The sequence below is a fragment of the Massilia sp. BKSP1R2A-1 genome, assembly GCF_050586525.1.
Classification (GTDB): domain Bacteria; phylum Pseudomonadota; class Gammaproteobacteria; order Burkholderiales; family Burkholderiaceae_D; genus Telluria.
On record NZ_JBOBRE010000001.1, the window covers coordinates 378,324 to 399,288 of the forward strand.

The following is a 20,965-nucleotide window of genomic DNA, read 5'->3' on the forward strand; positions in this document are numbered from 1 at the left end:
TTCCATTGTTGTCATAGTGGGATGGTCGAATGCAGCTTAGCGCAAAGCCTGTCGCGCCCAATGTGCGCTGCCTAACCCCCGATTGTTGAGCAGACCGGCATGGCCATTCAATGTGCGGCAGCGAACCGATAGCAAGGGGATAACAGGTTTATAACGTTACGTAGGACATTTCTTCAATAACAGTCCATACGTGACTGTTCAACCGGAGGATCCAGAATGGACCAACAACAACAAGCCATGGGCCGCCTCGCTGCCGGCGCCTTCGCTGCCGCCGTGCTGCTGCTGGCTGGCTGCGCCAGCCCGCAGAAAGCCCCTGCCACTGCCGACGTGGCCGTGTCCCGCAATGCTGTCGAGAACGCAGTCTCGGCCGGCGCCGCCGAGCTGGCGCCGGAAGAGATCAATGCCGCACGCGACAAGATGATGCGCGCCAACCAGGCCCTGGCTGCACGCGACTACAAGCTGGCGCGCGAACTGGCGATCCAGGCCCAGGCCGACGCCAAGCTGGCCCAGAGCAAGGCCGTGTCGACCAAGGCGACCGCCGCCTCGAACCAGCTGAACGAAGACCTGCGCGTGCTGCGCGAGGAAGTCGACCGCGCCAATTCTTCGCAGCCGGCCTCGACCACTCCGACCACGACGCAGCAGTAAGGCAAACGGATTCGCCTCCAACCAAGACCAAGAAAAGGACAAGGACATGAAAACCCGTTCCACGATGTCGCTGCTGGCCGCCGCAGTGCTGGCCACAGCCTGCGCCACCGCCCCTGTGACCACCCCGACCCTGGACCAGGCGCGCGCCGATTTCGTTGCTGCCAATAACAATCCGCAAGTCTCGCAGTACGCGCCGCTGGAATTCAAGCAGGCCAGCGACGCACTCGACCAGGCCAATGCCGCGGCCGCCCGCCGCGAGAGCCTGAACGACGTCGACCGCCTGGCCTATGTCGCCAAGCAGCGCATCGCCACTGCGATGGAAGTGGCGAAGGCGAAGGGCGCCGAAGCCAATATCGCGAATGCCTCGCGCGAACGCGACCAGGTGCGCCTGGAAGCACGCACCGCCGAAGCCGACCGCGCCAAGCGCGAAGCCGAAGCTGCCCAGGCCGCCGCTGCTCAAGCGCAGGCGCAGGCCCAGGCTGCCCAGCAGCAAGCCGCCGCGACCCAGGAGCAGAACGCCGCCCTGGCCCAGCGCGCGGCCGTGCTGGAGGCCCTGCTGGTCGAGCTGCAGGCGGTCAAGACCGAACGCGGCTATGTGGTGACCATCGGCGACGTGCTGTTTGCCACCGACAAGGCCAGCCTGACGCCGAACGGAATGTCGACCCTGCGCAAGCTCGCCGACGTGATGGCGCAGAACCCGAACCGCACTGTGCTGGTCGAAGGGTTTACGGACAGCACCGGCAGCTCCTCGTACAACCAGGAACTGTCGCAGCGCCGTGCCGAAGCCGTGGCCTCGGCACTGGGCTCGCTGGGCGTGCCGCGTGACCGCATCGCCATGAAGGCCTATGGCGAAGCCTTCCCGGTAGCCTCGAACGACACCGCGTCCAACCGCCAGCTCAACCGCCGGGTGGAGATCGTGCTGTCGAACGAAGGCGCGCAGATTCCGCCGCGTACCGCAGGACGCTGAGCGGCTGATCGGGCGCCTCTCGAGGCGCCCTGTTAACCGCTTTTTTCACGTTTTGGGAAAACATCATGGAACAGACGAACAAGCTGGCGCATGGTTTCGATATCGCCGCGATCCGCCGCGCCGCCGCCAACCTCGACGACGGCGCCGTCACCGAGGGCTACCAGGCCGACCGCGACGCCGTCATCGCCATGCTCAACGACGCACTGGCCACCGAGCTCCTGTGCGTACTGCGCTACAAGCGCCACTACTACACCGTGAGCGGGCCGAACACCGGCCACATCAAGGCCGAGTTCCTCGAGCATGCCCAGCAAGAGCAAGACCATGCCGACCGCATCGCCGAGCGCATCGTCCAACTGAACGGTTCGCCGAACTTCAACCCCGCCACGCTGACCGCGCGCAGCCACGCGGAGTACGACGATTCCGACGACGTGCAGGCGATGATCCGCGCCGACCTGATCGCCGAGCGCGTGGCGATCGAATCCTATCGCCAGATGATCGCGGCGATCGGCGACAAGGACCCGACCACCCGCGCGCTGCTGGTCGACATCATGGCGGTCGAGGAAGAACACGCCGACGACATGCGCGACCTGCTGGCCTGAAGCCGGCGGACACTTTTAACATCACCAACTAAGGGAGTACACCATGCTTGATACCACCCGCAGCAACCTGAAAGCCAAGGCCCATTCCTACGAGTACGACGCCCACGCGGCCGAGGCCCAGTCCGACCTGAAAGCGCTGGTGCGCGATGCGCAGTCGATGCTGAGCGCGGCCACCGGGCTGACGGGCGAGAAGGCCGAGGAACTGCGCAGCCGCGGCATGGACCTGCTGGACCGCGCCCTGGGCAAGGCCAACCGCTACCAGGATCAAGCCCTGGAGCGCGGCCGGGAACTGGCGCACGACGCCGATGTCTATGTTCGTGACAACCCCTACCGCACCCTGGCGATCGCCGCCGGCATCGGCATCGCCCTCGGCGTCCTGCTGAGCCGCGGCAAGCAGCAATAAGCCGGGCCAGTGACGCCATGGAAAAGGACGATACCGTAGTGCATAGCCCTGGCCTGATGGGCGGGATTTCCATCCTGATGAAAAGCCTCTTCGGGCTGGTGGTGTCGCGCGTCGAACTGGCCGCGCTCGAGCTGTCCGAGGTGCGCAACCACGTCATCGAGCTGCTGGCCTGCTTCGGCATCGCCGTCCTGGCGGTCTGGTTCGCCATCGCCTACGGCACGATGACCATCGTGGCGCTGGCTTGGGAAGACATGGGATGGAAGATCCTCCTGATCATGTTCGTCGTGTTCCTCATCATCGCCGGCGTATTGGTGGCGAAGGGATTGGCGCTGCTGAAGCAGGACAAGCTCGGCTTCCCGGCCACGATGAAGGAACTCAAGAACGACCGCGACATGCTGCTCTAAGCGGCGACACGAAGGAGGGGAAACATGCACAATCAAGATGGCACGGCCGGTTTGGCAGGGCACAAGCACAGTGTGGATCCGGTGATCCGCAAGCAGGAGCTCCTGCGCGAAGGCGAATATTTCCGCCATAGCGTGGCGCAGGCCAAGGCGGAGATCCGCTACGGCGCGCGCCCGGATGTGATCCTGCACGGCGCGCTCGACCATGCCACCCTGGCGCTGCGCACGCGCGCGGATGCGCTGCTCAGGCCAACCGGCATCAGCGTTGCGACGCTGGCGCCTTACGGAATGACGGCGTTCAATTTCATCCGCCAGCGCCGTCTCGGCAAGCAGGCCGGCGTCGCCGCCATCCTGCTGGGTGTGGTCGGGTGGTATGTACACAAGCGCCGTTCGCAGCAAGCGGCGGCTTGAAACGAGGCAGCAGCGTAGTCAACAGCAAGTAAGTGCTGCCTGAAGAATATGGTGGGGCTTGAGCGGCGTCGCAATCTCTGATTCGGCGCCGTTTTTTTTTGCCTGCTTCCTGCAAACGCCGGCGTGCTCGCTCAATCGTAGGGTGGACGGCTACACCCCGGAGGAGGCGTGGCCCGCAGCAGGTGCGCCGTCCGCGCGTTCAACTCTCCCTCGCGCAGGGAGAACGCATCATGAAAGTCCGTTTCTGTTCCAGGGGGAGTTGAACGCGCGTACGGCGTTCCAGGTGCGTGAATGCACGCCGCCGGGTGGAGCCGTACACCCTACGGCAAAGCCGGCATCGTTGGCCGGCATAGTCGGCCAGCGGTGAAACGGGCGATTCACGGCGTCTGCCCGTCCACCTGCGCCCTGGCCTGCGCCATATCGCGCTGATAGATCGCGCGCGCTTCCTGTTCGCAGCGCTTGCGCTCGGCGCCCGGCGACTTCTTGCAGGCATTGCGCGCTTCCTGCAGCGCGGCGCCGGCTTCCTTCTGCAGGGTGCGCAGCTGGGCCTGGCGGGTGGTGTCTTCGCGGTACCAGCGCGCCGGATCGCCTTGGGCAATTTCCTTCGCTTGCTGACGGGCAGCGACCGGATCGACCAGGGCGTCGCTGCTGGTTTGGGTCTGCGCGTGGGTGGAGAGGGTGGCGCCAAGCAGGCAGGCGCAGGCGCCGCGCAGGAGGATGCGATGGTAGGGCATGGTGTTCTCCCGAACCGGCCGGGCTGTGGCCCGGCAGGACAACGTGAAGCCGGCCCGCCGCGCGCACACGCCGCGGCGGGCGATGGCCGGACGCCCGGCGGGCGCGAGGCCGGCCGGGTGCCCGGATCAGGAAGGAGAAGGAAGCGGCCTTTCAGCCGCCTCCCGTCCGATCAATAGCGGTAGACGCGGCCGTCGACGATGCGCACGCGGTTGCCCACGCGCAGGTCGTAGACGCTGTCCTGGTTCACGGTGCGGTACTCGCCGTTATCCATGCGCACATTGATCTGGTACACCTCAGCGCCGGCGCCCGCAGCGCGGTTGCGCTCGACGCTGTTGCCGATCGCTGCGCCTGCCACGCCGCCTGCCACGGTAGCCGCGGTACGGCCGCTGCCGCTGCCGACCTGGTTGCCGGCCAGTGCGCCGACCACGCCGCCGAGGATGGCGCCGGCGCCGCTGGTGCGGTTCTCGCCCTGCACGACCTGGATCGACTCGATCGTGCCATAGCCCATCGACACATTGTTGTAGCCGCTGTTGTAGCCGTTGTTATACGGCTGGGACGAGGTGCTTGCGCAACCGGTGAGGAGGGCAGTGGTTGCCAGCACGGCAGCAGCGAGGGTACGGTTTGCTTTCATGTTGTTCTCCTGATAAGTAGTATGGGTCCACTGTAGACACGCGCACGCCTGGGGTCTGTGCGTTTCCTAACCGTCCTAGCCTCACGTTATTTCGATGAATGTTTGAGCAAATCCGTACGGAATTGTTGTGCAAATGCTCATGTGTTCGGCACCGAACAGAAGACCGGTGGAACTGCGCGTAAAACGTCATTAGCGTGTTGACAAATGGAGAACAAAAAATGAGAACAAGCCATGCTTTCCTGCTGATCGGCGCCGCGCTCGCCTGGGCAGGTGCGGCGCGCGCCCAGGCCGTGCCGGACGCCAAGACGGCGTACGAGCACGCCCGTGCCGCGGCCGAAGCCAACTACAAGGCAGCCAAGGCGCGCTGCGACCTCATCACCGGCAATCCGCACGACCTCTGCATCGCGGAAGCGAAAGCGGCGCGGGTACGTGTCGAGGAAGAGTCCGAAGCCGCCTACAAGAATACCCTGTCGGCCTATACCCAGGCCCGCATGCGCATCGCCTCCGCCAACTTCGACCGCGACAAGGTGCGCTGCGCCGCCGTGACCGGCAATGACCGCGACGTCTGCCTGGAACAGGCCAAGGCCACCCTGGTGGCGGCCCAGGCCGACGCCAAGGCCGACCGCAAGAGCATCGAGGCGCGCCTCGATGCGCGCGAGGACAAGCTGGCCGCCCAGTATCGCGTCGCGATCGAAAAATGCGATGCCTACGCCGGCGCCGTCAAGGACCAGTGCGTGAACGCAGCCAAGACGCAGTTCGGCAAATAAGATTTCCCCCACGCCCGCATGGGCTTGCTTTAGTAGTCTGACTATTTGTAGTGTTAACCAAGGAGCTATCATGAAAATCGCACAACGCCTCATCACCGCCACCTTCGCTGCCGCTGTCGCCATCACCGCCGTGGGCTGCGCTTCGCAGAACGAAACCTCGAAGACCGCCGGCGAATACGTCGACGACGCCGTCATCACCACCAAGGTGAAGGCAGCCTTCGCGGCCGACCCGACCGTCAAGGCGACCGAGATCAACGTCGAAACCTACAAGGGCGACGTGCAGCTGTCGGGCTTCGTCGCTGAAGCCGGCGACGCACAGAAAGCCGTGCAGATCGCTCGCGGCGTGAAGGGCGTGACGTCGGTCAAGAACGACATCCGCGTCAAGTAATCCAATGGCCGGGGCGGCCCGGCTCCTTGTCAAGGCGCTTGATCTATGCAGCTTGTACCACCCGAACCGGCGCAGCCTGCGCAGACGCCTGACAATGCCGCCCTGGCGGCGCCCTCGGCTTCTTCCGAGCCAGGCGCCGCACCCGAGCCCCATCCTGTTTCACCCCCAGCCGGCGACGAGCTGACGCTGCATGCGGCCGGCTTGCGCCTGCCGGTCCACGTGAACGCACGTGGACTGTCGCTGGGCATCCTCGCCACCATTGCCTGCATCTTCGCGCTGCAATGGGCGCAGAAATTCTTCGTGCCGCTCCTGCTCGGCATCTTCATCGCCTACACGCTCAATCCCGTCGTGCGCTGGCTCGAGCGCTGGCACGTGAAACGCGTCGTCGGCGCGACCCTCGTGACCGCGCTGATCCTCGGCGCCATGGGCGGCACCTTCTACCGCCTCCAAGGCGAATTCTTCAACATCATCGACGAGCTGCCCGCGCTGACCCATAAGGTTACGAAGATCCTGACCAGCAGCAGCGGCGAGCGTTCCACCATCCAGCAGGTGCAGCAGGCCGCGGCCGAGATCGAGCGCGCGGCCTCCAACGCCACCGGGGGCGGGGAGCGCAAGGCGATCCAGAAACGGACCCAGAGCGTGCCGCCAGTCCCCGCCGCCGGCTCGAACATCCGCGTGATGGACTGGGTGCTGGCGGGCTCAGTCGGCCTGGCGACCTTCCTCTCGCAGGCGACCATGGTGGTGTTCCTGGTGTTCTTCCTGCTGCTCGCGGGCGACACATTCAAGCGCAAGCTGGTGAAGCTCACCGGCCCCTCGCTCACCCGCAAGAAAGTGACGGTGCACATCCTGGACGACATGAACAATGCGATCCAGGCCTATATGTTCATGCTGCTGGTGACCAATGTGCTGCTCGCCCTGCTCACCTGGGCGGCACTGCGCGCCATCGGCCTGGAGAATGCGGGCGCCTGGGCGGCGTTCGCCGGCGTGGCCCACGTGGTGCCGTATTTCGGGCCGCTGCTCATCACCATCGCGACCGGCGCGGTGGCCTTCTTCCAGTTCGAATCGCTGCGCATGGTGATCCTCGTGGCCGGCTCTTCGCTCGGGATCGCGACCCTGGTCGGCATGGTGGTGACCACCTGGATGACGGGCAAGATCGCCAAGATGAATCCGGCGGCCGTGTTCGTGAGCCTGCTGTTCTGGGGCTGGCTGTGGGGGATGTGGGGTCTGCTGCTCGGGGTGCCGGTGGTGGTGGTGCTGAAGGTGGTGGCCGAGCGTGTCGAAGGGATGGAAGTGCTGGCGGAGCTGCTTGGCGAGTAAACGCAGGGTGGTCGGCTCCGCCGACCGCCCTACAGAACCACGATTCCACGATCTACACCGCCTGGCCACCTTTCCACGTCCCGGTCTGCACCGGCGGCTCTTCCTTCTTCTTGTCCCCCGTCTCTTCCGCCGGCTTGTGCTTGAGGCTGCCCAGCTTGAGGGCATACTGGCGTGCGAACTCGGCGCCGAGGAAGAAGATCTGGGCCGAGTAATACACCCACAGCAGCAGGGCGATCAGGGAACCGGCCGCGCCGAAGCTGTCGGCGGCGCCGCTGTTGCCGATGTAGAGGCCGATGCCGAATTTACCCAGCGTGAACATCGCCGCCGTGCCGAGCGCGCCGATGGTGACGTCGTGCCAGGACAGCTTGATGCGCGGCAGCAGCTTGTAGATGGTCCCGAACAGGATGGCGATCACGAGGAAGCTGATGCCTGAGGCGACCCAGCCCATGACGACGGCCGCTTCCTTCCACATGCCCCCGATAAAATTCTCGACCACGGCCAGGGCCGCGCTGACGACCAGCGACACCATCAGCAGGAAGCCCAGCACCAGGATCAGCCCGAAAGAGAGCAGGCGGGTGCGCACCACGTCCCAGAAACCGGCATTCTTCGGCTGGGGCACGTCCCAGATCTCGTCGAGGCTGTCCTTCAGTTCGGAAAACACGCTGGTGGCGCCGACCAGCAGCAGCACGCCGGCCACGATGGTGGCGAACATCCCGTCTTCCTTGTTGCGCGCGCCGGCCAGGATGGCCTGGATGGTTTCGGCGCCCTGTTTGCCGACCAGGCCGCGCAATTCGCTCAGCAGCTGGCCCTGTGCGGCTTCGGCCCCATAGAAGAAGCCGGCGATCGCGATCACCAGCACCAGGATCGGCGCCAGCGAGAACAGGGTATAGAAGGCGAGCGCGGCGCCCTTGCTGGAGGCGCGGTGCTCGAGCCATTCCGTGACGGCGCAACGCATGACGCGCACCAGCTCGCGCGAATACGGTAGCCAGTTTTTGACAGCCATGTCCTATCCTCCAAATAAAAAAGGGGCCGAAGCCCCTGTGACGTGCGTCGACGAAGCCGAGCCCAGCCCGGCCCTGGAGGGCGGGGCTGGTCCTGGCTAGCCGGCGATAATTACTGCACGCGCTTTTCGATGGTGATCTGCTCGACCTCGACGCGGCGGTTCGGTTCCAGGCAAGCGATCAGCGCAGCACGGTTCTTCTCGTTGCACTGCACCAGCGGGTTGGCTTCACCCTTGCCGTAGGCTTTCAGGCGGTTGGCGTCGATGCCCTTGCTGACCAGGTAGTCACGCACGGCATTGGCGCGGCGCTCCGACAGCTTCAGGTTGTACTTTTCCGAACCCAGGCGGTCGGTGTAGCCGGTGATGTCGACGTTGGTGATGCTGGTGTCAGCCTGCAGCGCCGAAGCGATCTCGTCCAGTTTCGGCGACGGCATGATGACGTCGGCTTTGTCGAACTCGAACAGCTTGGTGGCTTCCAGGGTCACTTTCTCGAAGCGTGCTGGCGGCGGTGGCGGCGGAGCGACCGGTGCCGGTGCCGGTGCCGGGGCTTCCACGACCGGTGCCGGCGCCGGGGCCGGAGCAGCGGCGACTGGCGGCGGGTTGAACGCGTAGTTCAGGCCGACGGTCAGGTATTTGTTGTTGCTGCGCTTGAAGCCGAATTCTTCGTCGTGGCGCAGGAAGCCGCGCACACTGCGCAGGTCGGCCTGCAGCGACCATTGCGGGGTCAGGCTGGCCTGGAAGCCGATGCCGACGGTGCCGTACGGCGAGTTGTGGCCGACGTTGCGGATGCGGTTTTCGACCTTGTCGCGCTCGACACCCAGGCCGAACAGCACGAACGGACGGAAACGCTCACGCGACAGCATCAGCAGGGCGTCCACGCCCAGCAGGGTCTGGCGATAGTTGTTGGCGCCCTCTTCGAAGCGCACCTGGCTGCCGCCGAACTGGACATCCCAGTACTGGTTGATTGCCTTACCGAACTTGAGGCCGCCGCCGGTGTCGCGATCGTTGACGCCGAAGTCGGCGTCCGGCTTGGCGTGCACGACGCTCGGCTGGATATACCACGACGGGTTGATTGCTGGTGCTTCTTGGGCGAGGGCGGTGCCGGCCGAGCAGAGGATGGCGACTGCCAGGGCGATCTTCTTCGTATTATTCACAGGTTACTCCCATAAGGTGAAGGGTGGTTGACATCGCATGCCTTGACACAGATGTTGGATAAATAATAACAGTCCAAGTTCCGTGCTCTCGGTGCGGTACCGCACCCAAGGCATATTTACTGTGCAAATTTACAACAGTGGCAAAAAAGCTACAGGAAGCGTTGTGCGCAGCATCATAGTGCATTTTGGAAATTTGTGACGATTACATGACGAATCGTGTGTAAGCGAATGTTTCAAAGGATTAAGTAAATGCTTTTAGGAATTTTGTTGAATGTTGGATGGCGCACAGACCAAGGGGACTGACGCAGGCAATCTTGAGCCCAGTTAAGCGGAACCGAGGTGTTGTCAGGGTGTCGAACAGACACACAGCGACCCGGACCACACAAGTCTCACTCTATAAAACGGAGCTCACCACATGCATGCAACGACCCATCACAACGCGGTGCAAGGCGATCTTGGCGCAGTGCACACTTCCAGCAACTCCGCGCTGATCGAACGCGTCCCGCCGCAACCGACCGAACGTGCGCCAATTTCCCTGGCGCCCATCGAGCGTGTCCGCTCGACGTCGGCCACGCAACGCCGGATCGAAAACATGCAGAAACTCATCAACGAACTGTCGACCCACGAGATGCTGGCCGACGAGATCGCCTGGTTCCTGAAGTTCTCGCCGTCGGGCGCCCGCAAGTACATCCGCGACCTGCGCGAAGCCGGCGTCATCGAACTGGCCCGCTACATCGAGGGCACCGCCACCTACCTGGGCAAGGCCGTCTACCAGATCTGCCCGGACCAGGAGCGCGTGAAGGCCTTCCTGGCCGCCATCTGCCAGCCCAAGCGCGAAGGCGCCGCCCCGCGCAAGGAGCGCCCGGGCCTGCGCGAGCAGAACATGGCCGGCAGCGGCCGCCACTTCCACATCCTGGCGGACGACACCCACTACGCCATCCGCGTCAACCGCAGCCCGGTGACCCGCGATCCGCTGGTCGCTGCGCTGTTCGGCCCGCCGCCGAGCCAGACCGCCAAGCAGGGTGCCTGACCGGCACGCCCCGGCCAGCCGCGCTTGAGACGCGCGGCTGCCGGCCGGACGATCGCTGTCGTCCTTCATGCCGCGCCTTGTGCGCGGCTTTGTTTTTTCAGTTCAACAATTATTTGGCGCGGCCGCGTTGAAATCCCGTCAAGCATCCCTACCTGCCTCCCAATGCGGCTCCAGCCGCCCACGAGGAAAGGAAGCCAGATGCCATCGACTACGACATTACCGACCGCCGAAGCACTGCAGGGCAAGCCCGTTCCCAGCGTGACCTTCAAGGCGCGCCTGGAGGACCAGTGGCGCGACCTGAGTTCCGACGAGCTGTTCAAGGGCAAGACCGTGGTCGTGTTCTCGCTGCCCGGCGCCTTCACGCCGACCTGCTCATCGACCCACCTGCCGCGCTATAACGAGCTGGCGCCGGTGCTGCGCCAGAACGGCGTCGACGACATCCTGTGCATCTCGGTGAACGACGCCTTCGTCATGAACCAGTGGGCGGCGGGCCAAGGCGCCTCGAATATCACCGTCATCCCCGACGGTAACGGCGACTTCACGGAAGGCATGGGCATGCTGGTCGACAAGCGCGACCTCGGCTTCGGGCGGCGCTCCTGGCGCTATTCGATGTTGGTGAAAGACGGCGTGATCGACAAAATCTTCATCGAGCCGGACAAGGAAGGCGACCCGTTCGAGGTCTCCGACGCCGATACGATGCTGAGACATATCAACCCGAATGCGAAGATTCCCGAGCCGGTCGTCGTGTTCTCGCGCTCCGGCTGCCCGCATTGTGCGCGCGCCAAGGCCGCGCTGCGCGAGAATGGCATCGTGTTCACCGATATCTCGGAAGACCAGAAGATCACGACCAGCGTGCTGCGCGGCATTAGCGGGCAGCTGACCTGGCCGCAAGTGTTTGTCGGCGGCGAGCGCATCGGCGGCGCCGACGAGACGGTCGCCTGGGTGGCCGAACGGGAGCGTTGATGGAAGGGATCGTCGTCGGCCTGATCGGGGCCGGACTGCTGGCGGCCTGGCTGCTGCCGAAGTGGCGCCTGCGCCGGGCGCTGGCGCGTCCGCTGTCGCGCGAGCAGCTCGCCATCATCGAGCGCAATGTCGTGCAATACGCCGGCATGGACGGGGGCGAGCGCCAGCGGCTGCAGCGCCTGGTCCAGCAATTCCTGCATGAAAAGAATTTCGTCGGCTGCGCCGGGCTCGAGATCACCGAGGAGATGCGGGTGACCATCGCGGCCCAGGCCTGCCTGCTGGTGCTGGGACGTGCCGGGGACGCCATGCCGGCGAACGTCTACCCCAGCCTGCACGCGGTGCTGGTCTACCCGGGCGCCTTCCTGGTGCCGCGCCGCGAGATCGATGCGGCCGGTGTCGTTACCGAACAGCGCCAGGACCTGCTGGGCGAATCCTGGGGCGACGGCCGCGTGATCCTGTCCTGGGACCATGTGCGGCGCGGCACGCAGGATGATTGGCGCGAGGACGCCCAGGCCCACCACAACGTGGTGCTGCATGAATTCGCCCACCAGCTCGACAGCGAGTCGGGCAGCACGAACGGCGCCCCTTACCTTGGCAGCACCGAGCGCTATCGCAGCTGGTCGGAAGTGTTGTCGCGCAATTTCGCGAACTTGAGGCGCGATGCCATGTGGGGCCAGCATGGCGTGCTCGACCATTACGGGGCGAGCAGCCCTGCCGAGTTCTTCGCGGTGGCCACCGAAAGCTTCTACGAGCAGCCGCATGCCATGGCCGCGCGCCATCCGGACCTGTACGGGGAATTTCTCAAGTATTTCCGCGTCGATCCACGCGCCTGGCTGCCGGAGCCGGTCGTGGTGGAGGAAGCCTTCGGCGAGCACGTGGTCTACGGCCAGTGGCGCTGAACGCTGCGGGGGTGGGCTGCGTGCGCCTCCGTACAGAGTATGGACACGCGCCGGCGTATCGTTGAGCTAACCACGTTCCAGGAGGAATCGATATGTCCACGATTATTGCAGGGCGCTTCCAGCTTCAGGAGGACGTCGACCGCGCCCGCCGCGCACTTGCCGATGCAGGCTTCGATGCCTCCCGCATCAGCGGCTTTTACCTGACCCAGCCGGGCCAGCACGACCAGACCCCGATCGGCGGAGACCATATCCAGTCGCCGGGCGCCAAGGAAACGCCGGAAGGCGTGATGCAGGGCGTGGCGACCGGCGGCGCGGTCGGCGCCGCCATCGGCGCGGCCACCGCGCCCGTCACCGGACCGCTGGGCCCGGTTGTCGGCGGCCTGGTGGGCGGCCACGTCGGCTCGCTGTTCAGCTTTTCCAAGATGAAGGACCGCGGCGAGGCGGAAGAGGGCAGCACCGAGAACCGCGTCCCGCCGCGCGAGGCGGGAATGCTGGTGGCGGTCGCTTTCGACGATGGTGACGGGCTCGCCGACAAGGCCGTCGACGTGCTGCGCCAACTGGGCGCGCGTCACATCGAACGCGCCGAAGGCAATATTGTCGACGGCGACTGGGCGGATTTCGATCCCAGCAGCCGGCCGCACCTGATTTCGTAATTTGTAGGGGTGATCCAGTCCAGTGGACTGGATCACGCTGAACCTTTCAGTGCCAATCGACGGCAACGCGTGACGCCGCCCACGCGTTCAACTCCCTCGTGAGCGGACGAATCGTCTACTCATCAGCAGCTTGAACGCGTGGGCGGCGTTTATGTTGCCGATAAATCCCGTGCCAGGTGGAGCCGCCCACCCTACGTTTTCGCAGTTGCCGGCGGCTTCGGCGCCAGCGCCTCGATCGCCTTCACCTGCTTGTGCACCTTCTCGAGCGCCATCAGGACCGGCACCGCCTGGCCGGTAGCGGCGGCGCCCGCCAGGCCGATCAGCCCCGCCACCAGTCCCGTGACTTCCCCGATGACGCCGATGCGGCGGATCTTCTCGGCGGCGTCGGCCGTCAGTTTCACCAGCTGCGCCTGCGGCTTGCCGAGCGCCTTGACGATGAAGGTGGCGGCGTCGGCATAAAGGCCGTTGGCGCGCTGGCGCAGCAGGACTTCGTCTTCCAGCAGCGCGCGCGCGGTGGCCTGGACCTTGTCCGGCACCGGCTTGCCGCCATAGGAGCGGATTTCGTTCATCACGCGTTCGTGGATCTGGTCGGCGCAGGCCGAGAGCTGGTCGGCCAGTTCGACGATCTGGTCGGTGGTGGACAGGCCGCCCTGGGCGGCTCCTTGCGCGGCCGGGGCCTCCTTGGCGGCGGCTGCCGGAGCGGCGCCTTTGCGGGTCGAGGTGCTTGCCATGTGCTCTCCTGTCATTCGCCGGACAGCCCGTCGCGGATCGTGCGCAGGTCGCGGCCGTAGTTGGTCAGCAGGCGCCGCACTTCATCGCTGGACAGCTTGCCGAGGTTCTCGCGCATCTTCTGGTGCCCCAGCGCGACTTTGGTCAGGCCCTGCAGGGCCAGCTCGTAGCGGCGGTCGATGAGTTTGTATTCGGTGGCCTTGTGCATGTAGTGCACCTTGGCGAGCGTCACCAGCATGCGGTCCGAATTGCGGGTCGAAAACGGAATCTCGACATCGAAAATGCCGAGGATCGTCTTCTTCTCATTCTCGTTGGTCTTGTAGTAGAGCCGGGTGAGCTGGATCATGGCGTCCAGCAGGACCTGCACGTCGGCGTCGCCATCGCGCACCATGGTCTCGACGCTGCGGTTCTGGTAGCCGGAAGCGATCACCCGCGTGAGCAGGCGCGTCATGCCGGTATAGGCCGTGATGTGGCGTTGCTGCAGGCCCGATTCCGTATTCGCCTTCAGGCCATTGCCCAGGTCGTCGATGCGGGCCGACAGGTCGTAGCGGCTGTCGCCGGCCAGCAGGCTGAGAGTCTGCATATAGAGCACCAGGGTCTTCTGGATGGCGACGAAGTCCTCGAAGACGGCGCGGCGCCTGGCGTCGTTTTCCTTGGCCAGCTTGTCGGCCGCCGGCGACAGATAGGGCTGCTCGCGCTCGTAGGTGTCGCGGTAGCGCCGCGCCAGTTCGGCATACCCCCCCAGACGGGCGGAAGCGTCGGCGAATTCCCGCACCTCCTGCAGGCTGACCTGGCCGGTATTGGTCGTGGCACAGCTGGAGAGCAGCAGGGCGCCGAAGAGCATCAGGCGCGGAAACAGACGGGTGGCAATGTGTCGCAACATGGGCTCGCTCCTGGCCGCGGGTACGGCCCGAAAGGTCCCATTGTTTCAAACTCCGTGCAGGAAAGTCTTGCTAGCCGTCAATGGCAGTGTCGTCGCCATCGCGCCCGAACATTTCCCCAAGCCGCTGACGGAGTTCTTCGGCCTTTTTCGGCGTGGGCGCGTGGGCGACCGCCACGGCGGCGGCCTGCCTGGCTTCGGGCTTGCGCCCCAGTGCATGGAGTATGCACGCCTCTTCGAAGCGTGTCAGCCAATTGTCCGGCGCCTGCAGGATCGACGGCGCCAGGGTCTCGAGCGCCGTTTCGGTCTGACCGAGCCGGAGCTGTTGATCCGCGAGAAAGTAGCGCGCAACGATGACGGGCGGCGACCCTTCTGCATAGCCCTGCGCGATTTCGGTCTTCGATGCCGTTTCCAGCGCCGTGCACGCCTGTTCGTGTCGTCCGAGCGCATTCAGTACGCAGGCGTACTGGCCGTAGACCTGCGCCAGAGCAAAGTGTTGAGGATCGGCCAGAGAAAGGGCCTCTTCATACAGCAGCCGGGCCTGCTCGTGCCGGCCGGCCTGCCACTGGTCGAACGCTTCACTGGCAAGGATCGACGCCTTCGCTTGATCGATCACCGGGGTCAAGCGACTTTGCTGCGGTCGAAGTGGGGATTTTCGATGATGCCGAACAGGTTGCCGTCGGGGTCGCTCACAGTAGCAACCCTGATGCCGCCGCCGACATCTTCGGCTCCCTGGTCGATCCTGGCGCCCAGTTCGAGCAGGCGCGCAAGTTCTGCGTCCGCATCCGCCACGCCCCAGTAGGCGGTGGCGCCCGCGCGGCCGGGCTGGCCGTCCGGAATCAGGCCGAGTTCGAAACCGCCGACCTCGAAGCCGACGTAGAAGGATTCGCTGAAATAGGGCGCCCGCTCGAGCACGCGCTCATACCAGGCGGATGCCTCGCCCAGGTTGGTGACGGGGTAAATGACGGTACGCAAACCCTGGATCATCGCGGCTCCTCGCTAGGGGAAAAACCTTGATGTTGCCTGAATGGCTAGTTGCTGTCCATGCCACGTGCATGGCTTCGTGCGCGTTCTTCCTCCAGCCAGGCAAAGGAATCGGCGGTCGCGCCGTCGGGCACGTACTCGCAGGCGACCCGCCCCTCGTAGCCGAGTTCGTCCAGCAGCCGGAACAGGTAGGGAAAGTTGATCTCCCCGGTGCCCGGCTGGTGGCGCCCCGGCACGTCGGCCAGCTGGATGTGGCGGATCAGGGGCAGGTACTGGCGGATCGTGCCGGCCAGCTCTCCCTCCATGCGCTGCATGTGATAGATGTCGTACTGCAGGAAGAGGTTGTCAGCGCCGCATTCGGCGATGACGGCGGCGGCCTGGCCGGTCCCTGTGAGGAAGTAGCCGGGAATATCGCGGTCGTTGATCGGCTCGATCAGCAGTTCGAGGCCGTGGACGCGGCATTCGCCGGCGGCGTGGCGCAGGTTCTCGACATAGGTCGCGTGCGCGCGCTCCACACCGACCCGCGGCGGTCGCCGGCCGGCCAGGCAGTGCATGCGCTTCACGCCCAGTTCAAGCGCGTAGTCGATGGCGAGCTGTACGCCTTCGCGGAACTCTTCGGTGCGGCGCGGATCGCAGGCGATGCCGCGCTCGCCAGCGGCCCAGTCACCGGCCGGCAGGTTGAACAGCGCGAGCTTGAGGTCGTAGCGCTGCAGGCGGGCCGCGATCTGGCGCGGCTCGAAAGCATAGGGGAAGAGGAATTCGACCGCATCGAAGCCGGCGTTGCGCGCGGCGGCGAAGCGGTCGAGGAAGTCGAGCTCGGTGAATAGCAGGCTCAGGTTGGCGGCGAATTTCGGCATGCGAGAGGAAATCGGTGGCGATCCTGCGATCGTAACCGATCTCGCACCAGTTCAAGCCGCGTCCGCCTCCGCAGGCGCAGGTTTGGCCGCCGGCAGGGCGGCGTCGGCCAGGGACGACATCGGCGTGAACAGCCAGGCCAGCAGGGCGGCCGCCAGCAGGAAGATGCCGGCGCCGGCGAACAATGTAGCCAGGCTGATCAGGCTGGCGAGCCAGCCGGCCCCGGCTGCCGCCAGCGGCGCCAGGCCCATGAAGACGAACATGAAGATGCCCATCATGCGGCCCAGCATGGAGGGCGGCACGCGCTGCTGGATCCAGGTGAACACGGCCACCTGGATGAAGCCGCCGAGCACGCCGATCGCAGCGATCAGGAGCATGCCCTGCCAGCTTTGCGTCACGAGTCCCATCGGGATCAGGAGCAGGCCGGACACGCCGTCCACGACCAGCAGGGTAATGCCGAGGTTGACGATGCGGCGCTTGCCCATGACGCCGGACAGCGCCATGCCGGCCAGGATGCCGGCGCCGTGCGCGGCCATCAGGACGGCGAGGGCCGAGGCGCCGTGCAGGCGCTCGCTGGCCAGCAGCGGCAGGGCGACCTGCATCAGGCCGCCGACCACGCAGGCGCACAGGCCCCAGTAGAAGAAAGCGGTGCGCAGGGTGCGGTCGCGCCACACGGTGGCGAGACCGGCGCCGACCGAGCGGAACACCGATTCCTTGTACGCTTCGGCCGCCGCGGGCCGGACGAGCGGCTTGACCCTGGACAGGGTCCAGGCCGAGACGATGTAGCTGAGGGCGTCGATGGCAAACGCCAGGCCCAGGCCGCGCGCATCGCCTTGCCCCTTGCTGCCGTCACCGGCCAGCACGAACAGCAGGCCGGCCAGCAGCGGTCCGCCCAGCATGGTCAACTGGCGCATGCCCATCATCGCCGCATTCGCGGCCGGCAGGTGCTGGGGCGCGACCGTGTGCGGCAGCATCGAGGTGCCCGCCGGGATACTGAAGGCCGAGGCCACGCTCATGCCGAAGCCCAGCGCGGCGACCAGGGGCAGGGTGGCGGCGTCCAGCAGCACGAGGGTGGCGAGGATGGCCAGCAGCACCGTGTTGGCGTGCTTGGTCAGCATCAGGACGCTTTTTGGCGAGTAGCGGTCGACCAGGGCGCCGCCGAACAGGATCAGGACGGCGCGCGGCACGCCCATCGCCGCCACCATCACGCCCAGGGCCAGCGGATCCTTGGTGAGCTGCAGGACCAGCCAGGGCAGGGCGATCATGGTGAACTGGTCGCCCAGGGCGGAGATCACGCCGCCGCTCATCAGCCAGGTGAAATTGGGGTCGCGCCGCAGCGCCGCCTTGTCGCTCATATTCGTTGCCTGTTCGGTGAGGGTATTACTGTCCGCCGGCGAGCTGGGCCAGCAGGGTCGAGGTCGATTCGACCTGCTCGCGCGAAGGCGCGCCCAGCAGCATGCGGCTGACGTTGTGGACCACCACGCTGGCGTTGGTGACCAGTTCGCTGCCGGTCGGGGTGATGATGGCGTAGCCGACGCGGGCGTCGCGCGGATCGCTCTGGCGCGCCACCAGGCCGATCTTTTCCAGCGGCAGCAGCGAGCGGGTCACCCCGGACGCGGTGAGGCCGAGCTTTTCGGCCAGGTCGACCCGGCGCAGCTTCCCGCCCGGCGCGCGTTGCAGGCTCAGCAGTAACTGGTAGTCGGCGAAACTGATCCCGTGGTGGCCGCCGAGGGCGCTGTCCAGGCGGCGCGACAGGGCCGCCCAGGCGCGCGCCATGCGCAGGCAGAATTCGCTGGTTGGGCTGTCGAAGGGGGCTTGCTGGGTGCTGTCGTTCACGTCGCTCATGGCGAACCTCCATGCTTGAGGAATAGTTGATTACTCAAATATAGGATGAATATCGACCCTTGGCAAGTGCTTGAGTGCTCAACTATCACTTTTGGATGAAAAAAAGCCAGTGGCGGACAACGGGGTCCGGCACTGGCTTTTCCTGAAGCTATCGTTGCGGCTCAGTTGCCGCGCTTATCCACGCGAAGCAGTACGCGGGCCGCGGCCACCGCCGCCATTGCCGTTGCGGCTGCCGCCGTTGGCATTGGCGGGACGGCCACCACCACCACCGCCCGGGAGGCCGTTGCCGGCGCCGGCACTGCGCGGCTGGCTGTTGCCGCCGCGGTTGCCGCCAGCACGGCCGCCGCCGCGGTTGGCGTGGCCCGGTGCGCCGCTGCGCAGCTGGATCGGCTGCGCCTTGGCGTTCAGGTCCGGCTCGAAGCCCGGGATCACGTGACGCGGCAGGGTCTGCTTGATCAGGCGTTCGATGTCCTTGAGCATCTGGTGCTCGTCCACGCAGACCAGGGACACGGCTTCGCCGGTCGCGCCGGCGCGGCCGGTACGGCCGATACGGTGCACATAGTCTTCCGGCACGTTCGGCAGGTCATAGTTGACCACGTGCGGCAGCTGGTCGATGTCGATGCCGCGCGCCGCGATGTCGGTCGCCACCAGCACCTGCAGGCTGCCGTCCTTGAACTCGGACAGGGCCTTGGTGCGTGCCGACTGGCTCTTGTTGCCGTGAATGGCCATCGCGCCGATGCCGTCCTTGCCGAGCTGCTCGACCAGCTTGTTGGCGCCGTGCTTGGTGCGGGTGAACACCAGCACCTGGTGCCAGTTGTTTTCCTTGATCAGGTGCGACAGCATCGGGTGCTTCTTGTCGCGGTCGACCGGGTGGATCTTTTGCGCGATCACTTCCACGGTCGAGTTGCGGCGCGCCACTTCGATCGATTGCGGGTTGTTCAGCAGGCGGTCGGCCAGGGCCTTGATCTCGTCCGAGAAGGTAGCCGAGAACAGCAGGTTCTGGCGCTTCGGCGGCAGCAGGGCCAGCACCTTCTTGATGTCGTGGATGAAGCCCATGTCCAGCATGCGGTCGGCTTCGTCCAGGATCAGGATTTCGATCTTCGACAGGTCCACGGTGCCCTGGCCCGCATGGTCGAGCAGGCGGCCGGGGGTGGCCACCAGGATGTCCACGCCTTGCTTGAGGAGCTTAATCTGCGGGTTGATGCCGACGCCGCCGAAGATGACGGCCGAGTTCAGGTTGGTGTACTTGCCGTAGAGGCGCACGCTTTCCTCGACCTGGGCCGCGAGTTCGCGGGTCGGGGTCAGGACCAGGGCGCGGATGGCGCGCGGTGCGGTCTTGTTCTTGAGCTGGGCGCCGGTCTTGTCGGTCGCCAGCCGCTGCAGGATCGGCAGGGTGAAGCCGGCGGTCTTGCCGGTGCCGGTCTGGGCGCCGGCCAGCAGGTCGCCGCCGTTCAGCACCATCGGGATCGCCTGGGCCTGGATCGGCGTCGGCGAGGTATAGCCTTGTTCAGTCACCGCGCGGACGATCGCGTCGGACAAACCGAGAGTAGAAAATGACATAAATTCTTTATCAAAAGTGGACGGACGCCACATGGCGCCAGTCCAGGGAAACCGGATTAGTCATTGCAGGCGGGACGCGATGGGTGTCGCGGGAACGCCGGACGCTGCCGCCCGCATCGAACAATGCGGGAAGGCCAGCCGGGATTATAGAGGAGTTTGTTTCTCTATGGAAAGTTTCTGACCGGGACTTTCCAGCCGGTACGGCGGGCGCGGAATAGCACGCCCGTAAGCACGGTGGCTATTCTACGCGAAAACGCCGTATCGAACCTTAAGCGAACGGCGACAGCAGCGGCACCATGGCGCCGAACACCTTCGGACCGGCGGCGATCACGTCGCCCTTGTGCAGGTATTCCGATTCGCCATTGAATTCGCCGACGATGCCGCCCGCTTCGGTGACGAGCAGGGCGCCCGCCGCGATGTCCCAGACCTTCAGGCCCTTCTCGAAGAAGCCGTCGATGCGGCCGGCGGCGACGTTGGCCAGTTCCAGCGCGGCCGAGCCGGCGCTGCGCACGCCGTGGCAGCGCGAAGCGACGACTTCATACATGCGCAGGTATTCGGCCAGCGCGCGCGGGTCCGGACCGTGGCCGGCCGACAGCAGGGCCTTGCCGATGCGGTCATGGTTGCGCACGCGGATGCGCTTGTCGTTCAGGTAGGCGCCGGCGCCCTTGGTGGCGGTGAACAGGTCGTTGCGGACCGGGTCGTAGACCAGGGCGTTGGTGATCACGCCTTTCTGTTGCAGGGCGATCGAGATGCAGAAGTTGGGGTAGCCGTGCAGGAAGTTGGTGGTGCCGTCGATCGGGTCGATGATCCACACGTTTTCGCTTTCGTCATTCAGGTTCTTCGACGCGCCCGACTCTTCCGCCAGGATGGCGTGGTCAGGGTAGGCCTTCAGCAGGGTTTCCACGATGGCCGCTTCGGCCGCCTGGTCGACGTCGGTGACGAAATCGTTGTGATTTTTTTCAGAAATGGTGATGCGATCGAGATCGAAGGACGCGCGGTTGATGACGGTGGCGGCGCGGCGGGCGGCCTTGACGGCCGTGTTGAGCATTGGGTGCATGAGCTTTCCGTGGAAAAAACGCGAACGCCCACCACGCCTTCAATGCGCCGTGAACGGTCTGCTGAATAGAGAATGACAAAGAGCAAAGCGGT

At 65.4% G+C, this 20,965-nt stretch carries 26 protein-coding genes; 13 read left to right on the top strand and 13 right to left on the bottom strand.

Annotated features, from left to right (window positions below; translation table 11 throughout):
* The first annotated feature begins 216 nt into the window (after window positions 1–216).
* The 6 genes from ACQ7JA_RS01640 (at window position 217) to ACQ7JA_RS01665 (ending at window position 3,426) form a co-directional block, all read left to right on the top strand.
* Window positions 217–645, top strand: coding sequence for a DUF4398 domain-containing protein (locus ACQ7JA_RS01640; RefSeq protein ID WP_430894165.1), 429 nt, complete (start codon window positions 217–219; stop codon window positions 643–645).
* Window positions 646–691: 46 nt separating this feature from the next.
* A complete protein-coding gene (locus ACQ7JA_RS01645; RefSeq protein WP_430894166.1) occupies window positions 692–1,612 on the top strand; it encodes an OmpA family protein in 921 nt (306 codons plus the stop codon).
* A gap of 65 nt (window positions 1,613–1,677) precedes the next feature.
* Entirely contained in the window at window positions 1,678–2,211 is a 534-nt protein-coding gene (locus ACQ7JA_RS01650; protein ID WP_258829760.1) for a ferritin-like domain-containing protein, read from the top strand.
* A gap of 43 nt (window positions 2,212–2,254) precedes the next feature.
* On the top strand, window positions 2,255–2,614 hold the full coding sequence (locus ACQ7JA_RS01655; protein ID WP_430894167.1) for a DUF883 family protein: 360 nt from the start codon (window positions 2,255–2,257) through the stop codon (window positions 2,612–2,614).
* Window positions 2,615–2,652: 38 nt separating this feature from the next.
* Window positions 2,653–3,018, top strand: a complete 366-nt coding sequence (locus ACQ7JA_RS01660) for a phage holin family protein (protein ID WP_430894168.1) — start codon at window positions 2,653–2,655, stop codon at window positions 3,016–3,018.
* A gap of 24 nt (window positions 3,019–3,042) precedes the next feature.
* Entirely contained in the window at window positions 3,043–3,426 is a 384-nt protein-coding gene (locus tag ACQ7JA_RS01665; protein WP_430894169.1) for a hypothetical protein, read from the top strand.
* A 377-nt stretch (window positions 3,427–3,803) separates the two neighbouring features.
* Here the strand turns inward: ACQ7JA_RS01665 and ACQ7JA_RS01670 are convergent, their stop codons facing one another.
* Both ACQ7JA_RS01670 and ACQ7JA_RS01675 read right to left on the bottom strand, forming a co-directional pair.
* Window positions 3,804–4,160, bottom strand: coding sequence for a hypothetical protein (locus ACQ7JA_RS01670; RefSeq protein WP_430894170.1), 357 nt, complete (start codon window positions 4,158–4,160; stop codon window positions 3,804–3,806).
* A gap of 170 nt (window positions 4,161–4,330) precedes the next feature.
* The gene (locus tag ACQ7JA_RS01675; RefSeq protein ID WP_430894171.1) at window positions 4,331–4,792 is read right to left on the bottom strand and encodes a glycine zipper 2TM domain-containing protein; all 462 of its coding nucleotides are present in this window, start codon (window positions 4,790–4,792) and stop codon (window positions 4,331–4,333) included.
* A gap of 218 nt (window positions 4,793–5,010) precedes the next feature.
* On the opposite strand from ACQ7JA_RS01675, the gene ACQ7JA_RS01680 reads away from it, so the two are divergent.
* The 3 genes from ACQ7JA_RS01680 (at window position 5,011) to ACQ7JA_RS01690 (ending at window position 7,264) form a co-directional block, all read left to right on the top strand.
* A complete protein-coding gene (locus ACQ7JA_RS01680) occupies window positions 5,011–5,559 on the top strand; it encodes a hypothetical protein (protein ID WP_430894172.1) in 549 nt (182 codons plus the stop codon).
* A gap of 70 nt (window positions 5,560–5,629) precedes the next feature.
* Window positions 5,630–5,947, top strand: a complete 318-nt coding sequence (locus ACQ7JA_RS01685; RefSeq protein WP_258829753.1) for a BON domain-containing protein — start codon at window positions 5,630–5,632, stop codon at window positions 5,945–5,947.
* A gap of 45 nt (window positions 5,948–5,992) precedes the next feature.
* Window positions 5,993–7,264 (top strand): AI-2E family transporter, encoded by a 1,272-nt coding sequence (locus tag ACQ7JA_RS01690; protein WP_430894173.1) that lies wholly within the window; start codon window positions 5,993–5,995, stop codon window positions 7,262–7,264.
* A 52-nt stretch (window positions 7,265–7,316) separates the two neighbouring features.
* On the opposite strand, the gene ACQ7JA_RS01695 is transcribed toward ACQ7JA_RS01690, so the two are convergent.
* Complete coding sequence (locus ACQ7JA_RS01695) at window positions 7,317–8,267, bottom strand: YihY/virulence factor BrkB family protein (protein WP_430894174.1); 951 nt, start codon at window positions 8,265–8,267, stop codon at window positions 7,317–7,319.
* A 110-nt stretch (window positions 8,268–8,377) separates the two neighbouring features.
* Complete coding sequence (locus tag ACQ7JA_RS01700) at window positions 8,378–9,418, bottom strand: OmpA family protein (protein WP_430894175.1); 1,041 nt, start codon at window positions 9,416–9,418, stop codon at window positions 8,378–8,380.
* Between the two features lie 415 nt (window positions 9,419–9,833).
* Here ACQ7JA_RS01700 and ACQ7JA_RS01705 point away from each other — a divergent pair, with 415 nt between their 5' ends.
* The 4 genes from ACQ7JA_RS01705 to ACQ7JA_RS01720 all read left to right on the top strand — a co-directional run bounded on the left by ACQ7JA_RS01705 (window position 9,834) and on the right by ACQ7JA_RS01720 (window position 12,963).
* A complete protein-coding gene (locus tag ACQ7JA_RS01705; protein ID WP_430894176.1) occupies window positions 9,834–10,448 on the top strand; it encodes a winged helix-turn-helix domain-containing protein in 615 nt (204 codons plus the stop codon).
* Window positions 10,449–10,646: 198 nt separating this feature from the next.
* Complete coding sequence (locus ACQ7JA_RS01710) at window positions 10,647–11,411, top strand: glutathione peroxidase (RefSeq protein WP_430894177.1); 765 nt, start codon at window positions 10,647–10,649, stop codon at window positions 11,409–11,411.
* The gene (locus ACQ7JA_RS01715; RefSeq protein WP_430894178.1) at window positions 11,411–12,310 is read left to right on the top strand and encodes a zinc-dependent peptidase; all 900 of its coding nucleotides are present in this window, start codon (window positions 11,411–11,413) and stop codon (window positions 12,308–12,310) included. The genes ACQ7JA_RS01710 and ACQ7JA_RS01715 overlap by 1 nt, the downstream gene beginning before the upstream one ends.
* Before the next feature lie 92 nt (window positions 12,311–12,402).
* Window positions 12,403–12,963 carry a hypothetical protein gene (locus ACQ7JA_RS01720; protein WP_430894179.1) on the top strand — a complete coding sequence of 187 codons (561 nt, stop codon included), beginning with the start codon at window positions 12,403–12,405 and terminating at the stop codon, window positions 12,961–12,963.
* A gap of 191 nt (window positions 12,964–13,154) precedes the next feature.
* Here ACQ7JA_RS01720 and ACQ7JA_RS01725 read toward each other — a convergent pair whose 3' ends face one another.
* The 9 genes from ACQ7JA_RS01725 to ACQ7JA_RS01765 all read right to left on the bottom strand — a co-directional run bounded on the left by ACQ7JA_RS01725 (window position 13,155) and on the right by ACQ7JA_RS01765 (window position 20,864).
* On the bottom strand, window positions 13,155–13,694 hold the full coding sequence (locus ACQ7JA_RS01725) for a hypothetical protein (RefSeq protein WP_430894180.1): 540 nt from the start codon (window positions 13,692–13,694) through the stop codon (window positions 13,155–13,157).
* A gap of 11 nt (window positions 13,695–13,705) precedes the next feature.
* Window positions 13,706–14,575, bottom strand: coding sequence for a hypothetical protein (locus tag ACQ7JA_RS01730; RefSeq protein WP_430894181.1), 870 nt, complete (start codon window positions 14,573–14,575; stop codon window positions 13,706–13,708).
* A gap of 70 nt (window positions 14,576–14,645) precedes the next feature.
* Window positions 14,646–15,188, bottom strand: coding sequence for a hypothetical protein (locus ACQ7JA_RS01735; RefSeq protein WP_430894507.1), 543 nt, complete (start codon window positions 15,186–15,188; stop codon window positions 14,646–14,648).
* A 5-nt stretch (window positions 15,189–15,193) separates the two neighbouring features.
* Complete coding sequence (locus ACQ7JA_RS01740; protein WP_430894182.1) at window positions 15,194–15,559, bottom strand: VOC family protein; 366 nt, start codon at window positions 15,557–15,559, stop codon at window positions 15,194–15,196.
* Window positions 15,560–15,603: 44 nt separating this feature from the next.
* Complete coding sequence (gene hyi / locus ACQ7JA_RS01745; RefSeq protein WP_430894183.1) at window positions 15,604–16,413, bottom strand: hydroxypyruvate isomerase; 810 nt, start codon at window positions 16,411–16,413, stop codon at window positions 15,604–15,606.
* A 51-nt stretch (window positions 16,414–16,464) separates the two neighbouring features.
* The gene (locus ACQ7JA_RS01750) at window positions 16,465–17,766 is read right to left on the bottom strand and encodes an MFS transporter (RefSeq protein ID WP_430894184.1); all 1,302 of its coding nucleotides are present in this window, start codon (window positions 17,764–17,766) and stop codon (window positions 16,465–16,467) included.
* Window positions 17,767–17,791: 25 nt separating this feature from the next.
* Entirely contained in the window at window positions 17,792–18,256 is a 465-nt protein-coding gene (locus ACQ7JA_RS01755) for a MarR family winged helix-turn-helix transcriptional regulator (RefSeq protein WP_430894185.1), read from the bottom strand.
* 174 nt (window positions 18,257–18,430) lie between these two features.
* Window positions 18,431–19,816 (bottom strand): DEAD/DEAH box helicase, encoded by a 1,386-nt coding sequence (locus tag ACQ7JA_RS01760; protein WP_430894186.1) that lies wholly within the window; start codon window positions 19,814–19,816, stop codon window positions 18,431–18,433.
* A 268-nt stretch (window positions 19,817–20,084) separates the two neighbouring features.
* On the bottom strand, window positions 20,085–20,864 hold the full coding sequence (locus ACQ7JA_RS01765; protein ID WP_430894509.1) for an inositol monophosphatase family protein: 780 nt from the start codon (window positions 20,862–20,864) through the stop codon (window positions 20,085–20,087).
* Between the last annotated feature and the right edge of the window lie 101 nt (window positions 20,865–20,965).

Bases quoted from the DNA above. Each gene is read 5' to 3' on its own strand.
- ACQ7JA_RS01665 (WP_430894169.1), top strand. From the start codon at position 3,043: ATGCACAATCAAGATGGCACGGCCGGTTTGGCAGGGCACAAGCACAGT.
- ACQ7JA_RS01710 (WP_430894177.1), top strand. From the start codon at position 10,647: ATGCCATCGACTACGACATTACCGACCGCCGAAGCACTGCAGGGCAAG.
- ACQ7JA_RS01675 (WP_430894171.1), bottom strand. From the start codon at position 4,792: ATGAAAGCAAACCGTACCCTCGCTGCTGCCGTGCTGGCAACCACTGCC.
- ACQ7JA_RS01750 (WP_430894184.1), bottom strand. From the start codon at position 17,766: ATGAGCGACAAGGCGGCGCTGCGGCGCGACCCCAATTTCACCTGGCTG.
- ACQ7JA_RS01725 (WP_430894180.1), bottom strand. From the start codon at position 13,694: ATGGCAAGCACCTCGACCCGCAAAGGCGCCGCTCCGGCAGCCGCCGCC.
- hyi (WP_430894183.1), bottom strand. From the start codon at position 16,413: ATGCCGAAATTCGCCGCCAACCTGAGCCTGCTATTCACCGAGCTCGAC.
- ACQ7JA_RS01765 (WP_430894509.1), bottom strand. From the start codon at position 20,864: ATGCTCAACACGGCCGTCAAGGCCGCCCGCCGCGCCGCCACCGTCATC.
- ACQ7JA_RS01690 (WP_430894173.1), top strand. From the start codon at position 5,993: ATGCAGCTTGTACCACCCGAACCGGCGCAGCCTGCGCAGACGCCTGAC.
- ACQ7JA_RS01705 (WP_430894176.1), top strand. From the start codon at position 9,834: ATGCATGCAACGACCCATCACAACGCGGTGCAAGGCGATCTTGGCGCA.
- ACQ7JA_RS01695 (WP_430894174.1), bottom strand. From the start codon at position 8,267: ATGGCTGTCAAAAACTGGCTACCGTATTCGCGCGAGCTGGTGCGCGTC.
- ACQ7JA_RS01715 (WP_430894178.1), top strand. From the start codon at position 11,411: ATGGAAGGGATCGTCGTCGGCCTGATCGGGGCCGGACTGCTGGCGGCC.
- ACQ7JA_RS01640 (WP_430894165.1), top strand. From the start codon at position 217: ATGGACCAACAACAACAAGCCATGGGCCGCCTCGCTGCCGGCGCCTTC.
- ACQ7JA_RS01685 (WP_258829753.1), top strand. From the start codon at position 5,630: ATGAAAATCGCACAACGCCTCATCACCGCCACCTTCGCTGCCGCTGTC.
- ACQ7JA_RS01655 (WP_430894167.1), top strand. From the start codon at position 2,255: ATGCTTGATACCACCCGCAGCAACCTGAAAGCCAAGGCCCATTCCTAC.
- ACQ7JA_RS01680 (WP_430894172.1), top strand. From the start codon at position 5,011: ATGAGAACAAGCCATGCTTTCCTGCTGATCGGCGCCGCGCTCGCCTGG.
- ACQ7JA_RS01670 (WP_430894170.1), bottom strand. From the start codon at position 4,160: ATGCCCTACCATCGCATCCTCCTGCGCGGCGCCTGCGCCTGCCTGCTT.
- ACQ7JA_RS01730 (WP_430894181.1), bottom strand. From the start codon at position 14,575: ATGTTGCGACACATTGCCACCCGTCTGTTTCCGCGCCTGATGCTCTTC.
- ACQ7JA_RS01755 (WP_430894185.1), bottom strand. From the start codon at position 18,256: ATGAGCGACGTGAACGACAGCACCCAGCAAGCCCCCTTCGACAGCCCA.
- ACQ7JA_RS01740 (WP_430894182.1), bottom strand. From the start codon at position 15,559: ATGATCCAGGGTTTGCGTACCGTCATTTACCCCGTCACCAACCTGGGC.
- ACQ7JA_RS01650 (WP_258829760.1), top strand. From the start codon at position 1,678: ATGGAACAGACGAACAAGCTGGCGCATGGTTTCGATATCGCCGCGATC.
- ACQ7JA_RS01645 (WP_430894166.1), top strand. From the start codon at position 692: ATGAAAACCCGTTCCACGATGTCGCTGCTGGCCGCCGCAGTGCTGGCC.
- ACQ7JA_RS01720 (WP_430894179.1), top strand. From the start codon at position 12,403: ATGTCCACGATTATTGCAGGGCGCTTCCAGCTTCAGGAGGACGTCGAC.
- ACQ7JA_RS01760 (WP_430894186.1), bottom strand. From the start codon at position 19,816: ATGTCATTTTCTACTCTCGGTTTGTCCGACGCGATCGTCCGCGCGGTG.